This is a genomic window from Lysobacter oculi, from assembly GCF_003293695.1.
In the GTDB taxonomy this organism is placed as follows: domain Bacteria; phylum Pseudomonadota; class Gammaproteobacteria; order Xanthomonadales; family Xanthomonadaceae; genus Solilutibacter; species Solilutibacter oculi.
The window spans coordinates 1591459-1604712 of the sequence record NZ_CP029556.1 but is presented as its reverse complement, the minus strand read 5'-3'; the positions used below and the strand labels follow the sequence as shown (position 1 = coordinate 1604712).

At 69.4% G+C, this 13254-nt stretch carries 14 protein-coding genes and 2 pseudogenes; 4 read left to right on the top strand and 12 right to left on the bottom strand.

The annotated features are described in order from the left end of the window. The first annotated feature begins 20 nt into the window (after positions 1–20). Positions 21–1302 (top strand): annotated as a pseudogene (gene murA / locus DCD74_RS07720) (UDP-N-acetylglucosamine 1-carboxyvinyltransferase). A gap of 78 nt (positions 1303–1380) precedes the next feature. On the opposite strand, the gene DCD74_RS07715 reads toward murA, so the two are convergent. The 5 genes and pseudogenes from DCD74_RS07715 to purM form a co-directional block, all read right to left on the bottom strand. Beyond that, on the bottom strand, positions 1381–2436 hold the full coding sequence (locus DCD74_RS07715) for an NAD(P)-dependent alcohol dehydrogenase (RefSeq protein WP_112926796.1): 1056 nt from the start codon (positions 2434–2436) through the stop codon (positions 1381–1383). A gap of 158 nt (positions 2437–2594) precedes the next feature. Beyond that, a complete protein-coding gene (locus DCD74_RS07710; protein WP_112926795.1) occupies positions 2595–3281 on the bottom strand; it encodes a DUF3108 domain-containing protein in 687 nt (228 codons plus the stop codon). Positions 3282–3283: 2 nt separating this feature from the next. Beyond that, the gene (locus tag DCD74_RS07705) at positions 3284–4072 is read right to left on the bottom strand and encodes a DUF3108 domain-containing protein (RefSeq protein WP_112926794.1); all 789 of its coding nucleotides are present in this window, start codon (positions 4070–4072) and stop codon (positions 3284–3286) included. A 115-nt stretch (positions 4073–4187) separates the two neighbouring features. Then, positions 4188–4769: pseudogene (gene purN / locus DCD74_RS07700) on the bottom strand (phosphoribosylglycinamide formyltransferase); the annotation flags it as partial. 7 nt (positions 4770–4776) lie between these two features. After that, entirely contained in the window at positions 4777–5832 is a 1056-nt protein-coding gene (gene purM / locus DCD74_RS07695; RefSeq protein ID WP_407072195.1) for a phosphoribosylformylglycinamidine cyclo-ligase, read from the bottom strand. 119 nt (positions 5833–5951) lie between these two features. On the opposite strand from purM, the gene DCD74_RS07690 reads away from it, so the two are divergent. The 3 genes from DCD74_RS07690 to hda are packed head-to-tail and all read left to right on the top strand — an operon-like array spanning position 5952 to position 8918. Then, positions 5952–7031: a DUF2066 domain-containing protein gene (locus DCD74_RS07690; RefSeq protein WP_217424243.1), complete on the top strand. Its 1080-nt coding sequence runs from the start codon at positions 5952–5954 to the stop codon at positions 7029–7031. A gap of 16 nt (positions 7032–7047) precedes the next feature. Next, a complete protein-coding gene (locus tag DCD74_RS07685; protein ID WP_112927740.1) occupies positions 7048–8229 on the top strand; it encodes an AI-2E family transporter in 1182 nt (393 codons plus the stop codon). Continuing rightward, positions 8226–8918 (top strand): DnaA regulatory inactivator Hda, encoded by a 693-nt coding sequence (hda, locus tag DCD74_RS07680; protein ID WP_237049563.1) that lies wholly within the window; start codon positions 8226–8228, stop codon positions 8916–8918. Before DCD74_RS07685 ends, hda begins: the two co-directional genes overlap by 4 nt. A 3-nt stretch (positions 8919–8921) precedes the next feature. On the opposite strand, the gene DCD74_RS07675 is transcribed toward hda, so the two are convergent. The 7 genes from DCD74_RS07675 to DCD74_RS07645 all read right to left on the bottom strand — a co-directional run bounded on the left by DCD74_RS07675 (position 8922) and on the right by DCD74_RS07645 (position 13166). Next, positions 8922–9794: a PDZ domain-containing protein gene (locus DCD74_RS07675; RefSeq protein WP_112926790.1), complete on the bottom strand. Its 873-nt coding sequence runs from the start codon at positions 9792–9794 to the stop codon at positions 8922–8924. A 10-nt stretch (positions 9795–9804) separates the two neighbouring features. Beyond that, positions 9805–10194, bottom strand: a complete 390-nt coding sequence (locus DCD74_RS07670; protein WP_112926789.1) for a hypothetical protein — start codon at positions 10192–10194, stop codon at positions 9805–9807. Further along, complete coding sequence (locus DCD74_RS07665; protein ID WP_112926788.1) at positions 10187–10735, bottom strand: RNA polymerase sigma factor; 549 nt, start codon at positions 10733–10735, stop codon at positions 10187–10189. The genes DCD74_RS07670 and DCD74_RS07665 overlap by 8 nt, the downstream gene beginning before the upstream one ends. Before the next feature lie 42 nt (positions 10736–10777). Then, positions 10778–11494 (bottom strand): N-acetylmuramate alpha-1-phosphate uridylyltransferase MurU, encoded by a 717-nt coding sequence (gene murU / locus DCD74_RS07660; RefSeq protein WP_112927738.1) that lies wholly within the window; start codon positions 11492–11494, stop codon positions 10778–10780. 8 nt (positions 11495–11502) lie between these two features. Continuing rightward, positions 11503–12510, bottom strand: coding sequence for an aminoglycoside phosphotransferase family protein (locus tag DCD74_RS07655; RefSeq protein WP_112926787.1), 1008 nt, complete (start codon positions 12508–12510; stop codon positions 11503–11505). Positions 12511–12513: 3 nt separating this feature from the next. Continuing rightward, entirely contained in the window at positions 12514–12813 is a 300-nt protein-coding gene (locus DCD74_RS07650; RefSeq protein ID WP_407072231.1) for a GlsB/YeaQ/YmgE family stress response membrane protein, read from the bottom strand. Positions 12814–12908: 95 nt separating this feature from the next. Then, on the bottom strand, positions 12909–13166 hold the full coding sequence (locus tag DCD74_RS07645; protein WP_112926785.1) for a GlsB/YeaQ/YmgE family stress response membrane protein: 258 nt from the start codon (positions 13164–13166) through the stop codon (positions 12909–12911). Positions 13167–13254 lie beyond the last annotated feature (88 nt).

The following is a 13254-nucleotide window of genomic DNA, read 5'->3' as shown; positions in this document are numbered from 1 at the left end:
GCCGGCAGCCGAGGAAGAACATGCAGAAGATCGTCGTAGAAGGTGGTGCCGTCCTCAACGGTGAAGTGCCGGTTTCCGGCGCGAAGAACGCGGTGCTGCCGATCCTCTGCGCCACCCTGCTGGCCGATGAGCCGGTGGAGATCAGCAACGTGCCGCACCTGCACGACGTGGTCACCACCACCAAGCTGCTGGCCGGGCTGGGTGCCGGCATCACCATCGACCAGGGCACCATCGGCAAGGGCAGCGAAAGCGGCGTGGTGGTCGATCCGCGCACCGTGAACTCGCACATCGCGCCCTACGAACTGGTCAAGACCATGCGCGCCTCGGTGCTGGTGCTGGGCCCGTTGCTGGCGAAATATGGCGATGCCGAAGTCTCGCTGCCCGGCGGCTGCGCGATCGGTTCGCGCCCGGTCGACCAGCACCTGAAGGGCATGCAGGCGCTCGGTGCCGAAGTCAGCGTGGATCACGGCTTCATCAAGGCCAGCGTCAAGGGCCGGCTGCGCGGCGGCCGCGTCGCCTTCGACATGGCCAGCGTCGGCGCCACCGAGAACGTGCTGATGGCCGCCGCCCTGGCCGAGGGCGAAAGCGTCATCGAGAACGCGGCGATGGAGCCCGAGATCATCGACCTGGCCGACTGCCTGATCGCCATGGGCGCGAAAATCGAAGGCGCCGGCACCGGCCGCATCCACGTGCAGGGCGTCGAGCGGCTGCACGGCGCGCGTCACGCGGTGCTGGCCGACCGCATCGAATGCGGCACCTTCCTGGTCGCGGCGGCGATGACCGGCGGCCGCGTGACCGCACGCAACGCGCATCCGGCGTCGATGGACGCGGTGCTGGCCAAGCTGGTGGATGCCGGCGCCGAAGTGACCGTGGACGGCGACCGCATCACCGTGGACATGCACGGCAAGCGTCCGCGCGCGGTCGACATCAGCACCGCGCCGCACCCGGGCTTCCCCACCGACATGCAGGCGCAGTTCATGGCGATGAACTGCATAGCCGAAGGCGCCGGCGTGATCCGCGAGACCATCTTCGAAAACCGCTTCATGCACGTGCAGGAACTGCAGCGGCTCGGCGCGGACATCAAGGTCGATGGCCATACCGCGATCGTGCGCGGCGTCGCCGGGCTGACCGGGCGCGCCGGTGATGGCGACCGATCTGCGCGCGTCGGCCTCGCTGATCCTGGCCGGGCTGGTGGCCGATGGCGAAACCGTCATCGACCGCATCTACCACCTCGATCGCGGCTACGAGAACATCGAGGAAAAGCTCTCCGGCCTGGGCGCGAAGATCCGCCGCATCGACTGAGGCAGGCGGCATCGACCCAAACAGAAAGCCCCGCTTCGTGCGGGGCTTTTTCCTGTGCGTGAGGAAGGCGCGTGCGGCTCAGTCGCCCATGGTCGCGGTGTCGATGACGAAGCGGTACTTCACGTCGCTGCGGGTCATGCGCTCGTAGGCGGCATCGATGCCGTCCGCATCCACCATCTCGATGTCGGCGACGATGCCGTGCCGCGCGCAGAAATCCAGCATCTCCTGCGTCTCGGCGATGCCGCCGATCAGCGAGCCAGCGATCGCACGCCGCCCGAAGATCAGGTTGGCGATGTTGGGTGAGGGATGCGCGTGCTCGGGCACGCCGACCAGCACCATCGTGCCGTCGCGCTTGAGCAGGCCGGTGTAGGCGTCCAGGTCGTGGCTGGCGGCGACGGTGTTGAGGATGAAGTCGAAGCTGCCGCGGTGCGCCTTCATCTCGTCGGCGTTGCGCGAGACCACGACCTCATCCGCGCCGAGGTGGAGCGCGTCGCGGCGCTTGCTTTCCGATGTGGTGAAGGCGACCACCTTCGCGCCCATCGCATGCGCGATCTTGACGCCCATGTGGCCCAGCCCGCCGATGCCGACCACGCCGACCTTCTGCCCCGGCCCGACCTTCCAATGCCGCAGCGGCGAGTAGGTGGTGATGCCGGCGCAGAGCAGCGGCGCGACCGCGGCCAGTTGGGCTTCCGGGTGGGTCACCTTCAGCACGAAGCCTTCATCCACCACGATGCGTTGCGCGTAGCCGCCGAGCGTGTGGCCGGGTGCGTCGGCGGTGGGCCCGTTGTAGGTGCCGGTGAAACCGTTCTCGCAGTACTGCTCCAGGCCTTCCTCGCAGGAGGGGCAGCGCTGGCAGCTGTCGACCAGGCAGCCGACGCCGACCACGTCGCCGACCTTGAACTTCGACACCTCGCCACCGACCGCGCTGACGCTGCCGACGATCTCGTGGCCCGGCACGCAGGGGTAAAGCGTGCCCGGCCATTCCGAGCGCGCGGTGTGCAGGTCGGAGTGGCAGATGCCGCAGTAGGCGATGTCGATCTGGACATCGCGCGGGCCCGGTGCGCGGCGCTGGATGTCGAGCGCCGTGAACGGTGCGTCGGCGGCGTGCATGCCGCGGGCGTGGGTCGTGGCCATCGGGGTTCACCTGTGCAGGGCCGCGGTGCGGCTGGAAAACCATCGTACGCGCGATGGGTGCGGGCATGGCGGCGCAACCGGTTGCAACCGTGCAACAGAAAAGCCCCGCGATGCGGGGCTTCTCAAGTGTCGCCGGTCGATGTGGCCGGGCGGCTTCTTCAGTTCACCGACTGCAGGCGCAGGTCGATGGTGTCGCCATCGTCCTCTCGCTGCTGGATGCGCACCGGCACCGGGATGCCATCCACCACCCACAGCGTCATGTGGTCGCCGCCGTCGCTGCCGCTGACCTTGATCGCCTGCATCGCCTTGCCATCGACCGTCACGCTTTCCTTGCCGGCGCTGGTGAAGGCGAGCGGCTTGGCCTTGCCGTTCTCGATCAGGCGGTAGCGCATCGGCTTGCCGGCCAGCGCATCGCGCACGATTGCCAGGTTGAGCGTCATGCCGTCCACGTCGCCGGCCTGCAGCTTGATCGGCCCCTTGCGGTCGGGCTTCACGTCACCACTCCAGCTGGCCTGGCCGCCGGCCCAGTCGAAGCTGGCCTGCTTGGCCTTCTTCTTGATGAGCATGTTGATGGTTTCGCGGTTCGCCAGCGGGCGCAGCTGCGCGCCGGAGGCATCGACCGTGGATGAGCGGTTCAACTGCATCAGCGCGTTCTGCACGCTCATGGTGTAGGTCCAGCGGTTGGCGCCAGCCGGGGCCAGCGACATCGTCGCGTTGGCCGCCATGTTGTTGTAGTTGGCGCGGTAACTGGCCTTGAACGGCTTGAGCTCGCCGGCGTGTGCGGACATCGCCGCGAACGAAAGCAGCAGGCCGGTCGCGAGGATCGGGGCGTGGCGAAGTTTCATGGTCAGACTCCCTTGTACTGCGTCAGCATCAGGTCGAGCGCGGCGTCGTCGCCGTCCTTGATATGGATGCGCACCGGCAGCGGCACTTCCGGCGTGAACCACATGGTGGTGCGGTCGGCGCCCGAATTGACCCGGTCGATGCGGAACGTGTCGTAGCTCATCTCGCCCACGTTGACGAGTTCGGTGGCGGGCGCCACGGCGTACTGCTGCACGCGCATCCGCGAATCATCGACGAAGCGGTACTGCAGCGCCGCGCCCAGCTTGGCATCGCGCATCAAGGCCAGGTTGATCAGCAGACCGCTCATGTCGCCCGGCTGCAGCGCAATGACGCGGCCACGACGCGACTTCTTGACGTCGCCGGTCCAGCTGGCGGCGCTCTTGCCCCAGTCGTAGATGCCGACGGTCTTCTTGGTCGAGAACAGCGCGTGCCGCACCGTGCTCTGGGATACCGGGCGGAACTGGCTGCCCGTCGCATCGAACACCGTGCTCTGCTGGATGTTGACGCCCGCCGCACCGGCCAAACCCTGCGTGCCAAGGATGTTGAGGTCGATGCGCCAGCGCGCGCCGCCGGTGTTGACCAGCCGCATGGTCGCCTGGCCCAGCGGGCTCTCACCGCGGAACACCTGGTAGGTGCCGGTGAACGGCCGCAGCACGAAGGGCACGTCCGTCGCGCCGGTCGATTCGACCACGGACGGCGCGGTGGCCGGCGGCGTGGCGGCCTGCGGCGCCGCGAGGGCGGCCGTTGCGGGCATCAGCGCGGCGAGCAGGGCGATGGAAAGGGGATGACGCATCGGGAAGGGTTCCGGGCAGGTCAAGTATTCAGGTGGCGCATTCTGGCCATGCCCGCGTAAACGGGTGATGACCGTGGGTGCGATGCGGATCCGGCGTTCAGGCGCGCGGAGGCGGGATGCGGCCTTCGACCAGCCCGGCCAGTGTCTGCACCAGCAGCACGTGTTCGGCCGGGAGCAGGCGGGTGGCCAGCGTTTCCGGGGTGTCGCCGGGCCGGATGGCGATGCGGGTCTGGGCGATGACATCGCCGGCATCGAGCTCCGGGGTCACCCAGTGCACGCTGGCGCCGTGTTCGGCGTCGCCGGCTTCCAGCGCGCGGCGGTGCGTGTGCAGGCCCCGGTATTTCGGCAGCAGGGAAGGGTGGATGTTGACCAGCCGGTCCGCGAAGCGCCGCACGAAGCCATCGCCCAGAATCCGCATATAGCCCGCGCAGACCACCCAGTCCGGTTGCACGGCGGCCACCGCATCGGCCAGCTCGGCATCGAAGGCGGCACGGTCGGGAAAGGATTTGGTGTCCCGGCTCCAGCGCAGCGACGCGGGCACGCGGGTCAGCGCGGTGCAGGCCGGTTTGTCGGAGAACACGCCGACGATTTCGGCATCGAGGCGGCCATCGGCGATGGCATCGAGGATCGCCTGCAGGTTGCTGCCGCGCCCGGAGACCAGCACGGCGAGGCGGCGCGGCGAAGCCGCATCCCCCATCGCGTGCTCAGCCAATCCGCACCCGCTCGCCGTCGGCATGCGCGACCACGCGGCCGATGACGCGCGGCGCCAGCGCCATCGCATCCAGTTCGGCGGAGACGGCCTCCACCGCCGCGGCCGGCACCACGAACACGAAGCCCACGCCGCAGTTGAAGGTGCGCCACATTTCGGCATCGGCCACGCCGCCCTCGCGCTGCAGCCACTGGAACACCGGCGGCAGCACCAGCGCGGCGGCATCGATGTCGATGCCCAGCCCGTCCGGAATCACGCGGATGATGTTCTCGGTCAGCCCGCCGCCGGTGATATGCGCCATGGCGTGGATGTCGCCGCCGTTCGCACCGCGCAGCAGTTGCAGCACCGGCTTGACGTAGAGGCGCGTCGGCGCCATCAGCGCGTCTTCCAGCGCGGCTTCGCCGAGGTCGTAGCCCATCGGCGTGTCGCTGCGCTCGAGGATCTTGCGGATCAGCGAATAGCCGTTGGAATGCGGGCCGCTCGACGCGATGCCGAGCAGCACATCGCCCTCCTGCACGCGCGCGCCGTCGCGTATCTCGCTCTTTTCCACGCCGGCCACGCAGAAGCCGGCCAGGTCGTATTCGCCCGGCGGGTACATGTCGGGCATCTCGGCGGTTTCGCCGCCGATCAGTGCGCAGCCGGCCTCGGTGCAGCCATTGGCGATGCCGCCGACGACCGCCGCGGCGGTGTCGATGTCGAGCTTGCCGGTGGCGAAATAGTCGAGGAAGAACAGCGGCTCCGCGCCCTGCACCAGCACGTCGTTCACGCACATGGCGACGAGGTCGATGCCGATGGTGTCGTGGCGGCCGAGCTGCTGCGCCAGCTTGAGCTTGGTGCCGACGCCGTCGGTGCCGGAGACCAGCACCGGCTCGCGGTACTTGGCGGAGAGGTCGAACATGGCGCCGAAGCCGCCGAGGCCGCCCATCACCTCGGGGCGGAAGCTGCGCTTGACCAGCGGCTTGATCCGCTCGACCAGTTCGTTGCCTGCATCGATGTCCACGCCGGCGTCGCGGTAGGTCAGGGGGGCAGGTGTGGTCACGGGCGGCTTCACGGCATGGGGACGGGCGATTTTAACAGCCGGGCACGGTTTGACGGTCGCATCGGGCCCGTTATGGACGCCTTGGCCCCGCTGCGGCACCATTCCCGTCTGGAATCCCGGAATTCATGGCGATGCGCGCAACGATTCGATGGACATGGGCGGCGATGCTGGTGCTGGCGATGGGCACGGCCCACGCGCAACGCGTCGAAGGCAGCCGCGCCGGTGCCCAGGGCGCGTACGACGCGGAAGTGTCCGTGCGCTCGCAGTCCGCCGCCGAGCGCAACAACGGTTTCTCGCGCGGCCTGATCCAGGTCCTCGGCAAGCTCACCGGCGAGCGCGCCCCGCAGCAGCGCCCCGGCGTGGGCGAGGAAATCCGCAACGCCAAGGATTACGTCGCCAGCTACGACTACCGCCAGGACGAGGGCATCTCGCCGGTCACCGGCGCGCCCAGCTACGGCACCACGCTGATCGTGCGCTTCAAGCCGGCCAAGGTGGACGAGCTGGCGAAGCAGATCGGCACGGTCGCCTGGCCCAACCCGCGTCCCAAGCCGGTGCTGTGGCTGGCGCTGGATGACGGCAGCGGCCCGCGGCTGGTCGGCCTGGCGCAGGCCAGCGTCGCCCGCAGCGCGCTCGATCGTGCCAAGGGGCTGGGCTTCGGCCTGGGCCTGCCGCAGGGCAGCGCCGCCGAGCAGGCCATCGTCGGCGCGATCTGGCGCGGCGACACCGCCGCGGTGGCGCGCCTGTCCAAGGCCTACGCATCGCCCATGCAATTGATCGGCAAGGTGCAGCGCGCCGGCAGCGGCTGGAAGGCCGATTGGACCTTCCTCGATGGCGGCCGCGTCTCCGCCCGCAATTCGAATACCGATGCTGATGCCCGCCGCGCCATCGCCTCCGGTGCCGATGTCGCCGGCGACGCCCTGATCCGCAAATACGTGCGCCGGGTCGCGCCGAAGCCGAGCCCGGCCGGCAGCTTCCGGGTCACCTTCAGCGGCATCGACGACGCCGGCGAATACCTGCGCCTGATCGGCTATCTGGAGAACCATCCGCAGGTCGGCACCATCACCCCGGTCTCGGCGGCGCCGGACCGCGCGGTCTTCATCCTGCAGCTGAAGGAAGGCCTAGCCGGCTTCACTACGGCGGCAGGCCGCGAAGGCGTGGTCGGCGCGGCCGGCGATGACGCAGGGGAAGGCGCCGTCTTCGACGTGCGCTGATGCCCCGATGACGGACATGGAAGAGACCCGGACCTCGCTGGCGGCGATCGCCCGCTTCTACACGCGCATGCAGTGGACGGCGATCGCGCTCGGCCTCGGCTGGCTGGTGTGGAAGCTGTCGCCGGTGCTGACCCCGTTCGTGGTGGCCGCGATGCTGGGTTGGCTGGGCGACCCGCTGGTCGACCGCATCGAGGCACGCGGCGTGGGCCGCAACACGGCGGTGATCGCGGTGTTCACGGCGATGAGCCTGCTGGTGTCGCTGGTGCTGCTGATCCTGGTGCCGCTGATCGCGCGGCAGATCGTGGTGCTGGTGGAATCCTGGCCGGAATACCAGGCCTGGTTCACCGGCTGGTTCGCCGGCCGGCTGGCACCGTGGCTGCACGCGCGTACCGGCTTCGACCTGCTGGCCTGGCTGGACACCGACAACATCGTGACGATGCTGCGCGAGCACTGGCAGCGTGCCGGTGGCATCGCGGTCAACCTGATCGGCTTCGTGTCGCGCTCCGGCATCGCGATGCTGCTCTGGGTCACCAACCTGGTGCTGATCCCGGTGCTGGCGTTCTTCTTCCTGCGCGACTGGGACCGCTTCGTGGAGCGCGTCGCTTCGCTGATCCCGCGCGACTACCTGCCGACCGTGACCCGGCTGGCCAAGGAATCCGACGAAGTGCTCGGCGGCTTCTTGCGCGGGCAGTTCATGGTGATGGCGGCGCTCGGCGTGCTCTACGGCCTGGGCCTGTGGCTGGTGGGCGTGAAGGTGGGCATCCTGATCGGCGTGATCGGCGGGCTGCTCAGCTTCGTGCCGTATCTCGGCCCGGCCTCGGTGGTGGTGATGGGCGCCGTCGCCACGCTGGTGCAGGGCAATGGCTGGCAGGGGCTGGTGGGCGTGGGCGTGGTGTTCACCGTCGCCCAGCTGATCGAGAGCTACCTGCTGACGCCCAAGCTGGTCGGCGAGCGCATCGGCCTGCACCCGATGGTGGTGATCTTCGCGGTGATGGCCGGCGGCGTGCTGTTCGGCTTCCTCGGCATGCTGCTGGCCCTGCCGGCGGCGGCGGTGATCAACGTGCTGCTGCGCTTCTCGGTGGAACGCTACCGCGCCAGCAAGGCCTACACGGGCGACCAGCCGGGCATCCTGCTGGATACCGTGCACCCGGTGATCGCGGTCGAGACCGCCACGCCGCCGCATCCGCCCAAGGCGTGAGCACGTCTTCCCGGCAACTGCCGCTGACGCTGCGCTACCCGCCCGACCAGCGACTCGACGCCTACATCGCCCCGCCTGATGGCGCGATGGCGCAGCTGCAGGCGCTGATCGACGGCGGTGACTGGCTGTATCTCGCCGGGCCGGCCGGCGTCGGCAAGACCCATCTGGCGCTCGGCTTCTGCGCGCAGGCCGAGGCCCAAGGCCACATCGCCCACTACCTGCCGCTGGCACCGCTGGCCGGCCGCCTGCGCGAAGCCCTGCCGGTGCCGCAGCCCGGCATGTGCTTCGCGCTGGACGGGCTGGAACGCGTCGCCGGCAAGCGGGATGACGAGGTCGCCTTGTTCGACTTCCACAATGCCGCGCGTGCCGCCGGCGCCGGCGTGCTCTACACCGCGGCGGCGATGCCGGATGCGCTCGGCCTGGACCTGCCCGACCTGCGTTCGCGCCTGTCGCAGCTGGCGCGGATCAGCCTGCAGCCGGCCGATGACGCCACCCGCGCCGCGATCCTGCGGCTGCGTGCGGAACGCCGTGGCTTGGCCTTCGAAGATGCGGCGATTGACTGGCTGCTCAAACGCGTGGACCGCGACCTCGCCAGCCTCGCCAGCCTGCTCGACCTGCTGGATCGCGAGTCGCTGGCCGCACAGCGCCGCCTGACGGTGCCGTTCCTGCGGCAGGTGCTGGGCGGTTAGGCCTCAGCGACAGGTCTGCGGCCGGGTTTCCCAGACCACCGGTTCCCAATACGCATTGCGACGGATGGCGTCGTTGTCCAGCTTGTCAGGCAACAGCCGCACGCCGATGCGGTAGCTGGTGTTGGGCTGCACATCGACCACCAGCGTCTTGTAGGACTGCGCGGCGGTCTTGAGCCGATGCGACAGCGCCATCTGTTTCTGGCCGATGCTCAACCGGTTACGGTCGATGTTTTCGGCGATGGTCAGCACGTGCTTGCCCACCGGCAACTCGTATTCGTACTTGCCGGCGAGCGGCGTGCTGCGGCCATTGATGCGGGTGATGCCGGCGGCGAATATCTGCTGGCTCTTCGGCACCACGCCCTGCTGGTCGGACACGAAGCCACACCCGGCCGCGCTGCGGCCACCGACGGTCAGCTGGTAGGCCGGCACGGCGACCGCATCGGCCTGGTCCTGCGCGGCGAGGCGCTTGCCCGCGCGCAGCCATTGCACCGCGAGCTTGCCGTTGCCGGCATCGATGGCCTGCTGCAGCGCACCGCTGCCGCCCGCGTTGACGTTGCGGCCATTGATCGCAAGCAGGCGGTCGCCGGCGCGCAGGTCCAGCCGCGACGCTGCTGAGCCCGGCGTCACCGCCAACACCGGCAGGCCGCCCGTGCCTGCGCCGCGTACATCGACCACGGCACCGAGTTCGTAGCGCACGCGCGCTTCGCTGCGCAGGGTGGTACCGCGGCCGTCATCGAGCAGCGTGCCGGTTTCGGCGGCGCGGGCCAGCGCGGTTTCGATTTCGCGCCTGAGGGTGGCGCCGTCCTGCGCGGGCGCGGGCGCGGCCAGCATCGACAGCATCAGGAAGGAGAGCGGGGAAGCGAGGCGGATGTTCATGCGGGAGTCCTCAGATGCCGACCGGTTGCGTGGCGGCGGAATGGGTGCGGGCCAGGTCGCGGCGGACCGTCCAGAGCGCGGCGAGTTCGGCGTCGTCGGCGTTGCGGGCATAGGCCAGCTGCAGTTCGCGGTCGATGCGCTGGAGGGCATCGGGCTGGATGGCTTGGGTGGCGGGAATGGGTGACGGCACGGCTTCGGCCAGCGAAGGCGCCGGAGAAGCCGTCATCCGCGGAACCAGCGTGGCGACCGCGAGCAGCATGCACGCCGCCGCGCCCCCGGCCACGGCAGCCCGCTGCCGGCGCAGCTGCCTGCGGCGTGCCTCGGCGACGCGCTGCCACAGGGCATCGGAAGGCGCGGTGTCCGGGAGGTGTTGCAGGTGTCGGGTCAGTGGCTCATTCATCGGATGACTCGTGATCGGGCAGTTCGGCGCGCAGTTGCGCCAGTGCGCGGGAGAGGATCGACTTCGACCAGCTCTCGCTGTGGCCGAAGCGGGCGGCCAGTTCCCTGTGCGACCAGCCTTCCATCACCTGCAGCCATACCAAGGTACGGGCGACGGGCGGCAGGCGTCGCAGCAGGCCGGTGATTTCCGCGCCCGCTTCAGGCAACGGGCCGGCATCGGCGAAGACATCGTCGTCGGGCAGCGATACGCCACGCCATTGCCGCCGCAGCTGGTCGATCAGCGCGTTGCTCGCGGTGCGCTTCAACCACGGGCGCAGCGGCAGTTCCGCGCGCAGGCCGGGCAGGAAGCGCATCGCCTTGAGGAAGGTGTCCTGGGTGATGTCCTCGGCGGTCTCCACGCTGCCCGAGAGCCGCAGCAGCAGCGAGTGGATGGCGGGCGCGTGCAGGCGATAGATCTGCGCGAAGGCGTCAGCGTCGCCGGCACGCGCCGCGCGCAGCAGCGTGGCTTCATCACGGTCATCGGGTCGGCGCGCTTGATCCATTGAAAGCGGTACGCGCCAGTCAGGCAGTTCGTCGCAGGCGGCTCAGTCCCGCGATGTCGCACCCGCCAGCGCCGCATCCAGTTCCGCCAGCCGTTGCGGCGTGCCGACATCGGTCCAGCGCCCGTGATGATGCGTGCCGGTGACTTCGCCGCGGGCCATCGCCGCCCGCAGCAGCGGGGCCAGCTTGAAGCGCGGCGGGGTTTCACTTGCGCCGGGTGCGTTGCCGATGACATCGCGCCAGCCGTCGAACAGCGCCGGGCGGTACACGCCGATGCCGGAGAAGGTCAGCTTGCCGTCGCCTTCGTCGTGCAGCCGGCCTTGCGCATCGAGGGCGAAGTCGCCGTCCGGGTTGTGCACCGGGTTGTCGACCAGCAGCAGGTGGGCGATGCCGGCCGGCTCGCGCGGCAGGGTGGCGAAGTCCGCATCGCACCAGACATCGCCATTGACCGCGATGAAGGGCGCATCGCCCAGCAGCGGCAGCGCGTTCCACAGGCCACCGCCGGTTTCCAGCGGCGTCGCCCCTTCGTACGCGTAGTGCAGGCGCAGGCCGAAGCGCGCGCCGTCGCCGAGCGTGGCCGGGAACTGCTCCGCCAGCCACGAGGTGTTGATGACGACATCCTTGATGCCCATCGCCGCCAGCTTCTCCAGGTGCCAGACGATCAGCGGCTTGCCAGTGATTTCCAGCAAAGGCTTCGGCGTGTGGTCGGTGAGCGGGCGCATGCGCTCGCCGAGGCCCGCGGCGAACACCAGCGCCTTCATCGCGCCACTCATGCGGGGGCGTCGTTCTGGCGCGCCTCGCGCGCGGCCATCGCCGGCTTGACGCGGGTGTCGATGAAGGCGGCCAACCCGGCCAGCGCGGGGTGGCGCGGCAGCGCTTCATCCAGATAGGCGAAGAAGCGCGGCACGTCGGTCAGGTATTTCGGCTTGTGGTCGCGGTAATGCAGCCGCGCGAAGATGCCGATCACTTTCAGGTGGCGCTGCACGCCGATCAGATCGGCATCGCGCAGGAAACGCTCCAGCGGCGGCACCGGCAGGCCGGCGTCGAGCGCACGCGCGTGGTAGCGCCGCAGCCAGCCATCGACGCGTTCCGGCGGCCAGCTCAGGAAGGCGTCCTTGAACAGCGACAGCGCGTCGTAGGCGATCGGCCCGGCGACGGCATCCTGGAAATCCAGCACGGCGGGGCCGCTGTCGGCCTGCATCAGGTTGCGCGGCATGAAGTCGCGATGCACCAGCGCCTGCGGCTGCGCGAGCGCGGCATCGATGAGATGGCGGTAGGCGCCATCGAGCGCGTCCATCTCGCCGCACTCGAGCGACAGGCCCAGGTGCGTGCCGCAGAACCATTCGTCGAACAGGCGCAGCTCGCGCGCCAGCATCGCCTCGTCGTAGCGCGGCAGCGTGGCCGGCGGCGCGATCGCCTGCAGTTTCAGCAGCTGGTCGAGCGCCGCATCGAACATGGCATCGGCGTTGGCTGCGTCGATGTCGTGCAGGTAGGTGTTGATGCCCAGGTCTTCCAGCACCAGGAAACCGGCCGATGCGTCTTCCGCCAGCACCCTGGGCACGCGCACGCCACCGGCTTCCAGCACCGCGCGCATCGCCAGCCACGGGCGCACGTCCTCTTTGTCGGGTGGCGAATCCATGACGATGCGCGAAGGCGTGAGGCCGACGCTGCGCCAGTAGCTGCGGAAGCCGGCATCGGTGGAGGCGCGTTCAAGTTCGAGCGTGGGCGCGGCCAGCACGCTGCGCGCCCATTCAAGGCGTTCGGTTTCGCGGGTCATGGATCAGCGACGGGTGCGGTTCTTGAAGATGCGGCGTTCGCGCGGGCGGCGGAACAGCGCGACGACGACCAGGATGACGATGGCGCCGAGCAGCGCGCCGACGAAGCCCGCCGGTTGCCCCGGCGCATACCAGCCGAAATGCTGGCCGACCGCGCCGGCGAGCAGGGCGCCGCCGATGCCGAGCAGGGTGGTGAGGATGATGCCCATGCGATCGCGGCCGGGTTTGAGCAGGCGCGCCAACAGGCCGACGACGAGGCCGATGAACGCGATGTACAGCCAGTTTTCGCTGCCGAACAGGGGCATGGTCATTCCCGAAGTGGAACCGGGCAAGCATAGCAGCGCCCCGGAAACAAAAACGCCCCGCACGGGGCGGGGCGTTCGCGACGCGCGATGGAGACTCAGCGCGCGACCGGGCGCTTCTTGCGCATGGCTTCGTAGACGAACAGCAGGATCACCGCCGCCGCCAACGCCACCACCCAAGTCAGCACGGTGCCGAGCGCGAACGTCGTCGCGGCCCAGCCGCCGACCACCGCGCCGATCACGCCGAGGAGGATCGTCATGATCCAGCCCATCGGATCCGCGCCCGGCTTGATGAGCCGCGCCAGGACACCGATGACCAGACCGCCGATGAGGTAACCGAAGAAGCCTTCGAACATGTGTTTCCCCTATGGAAGGATGTGGTGCCGGCCGATGCTAGCAAGCGCCGCGTCACGGACATGTTGCGATGCCGCATCGCTGCGGCAC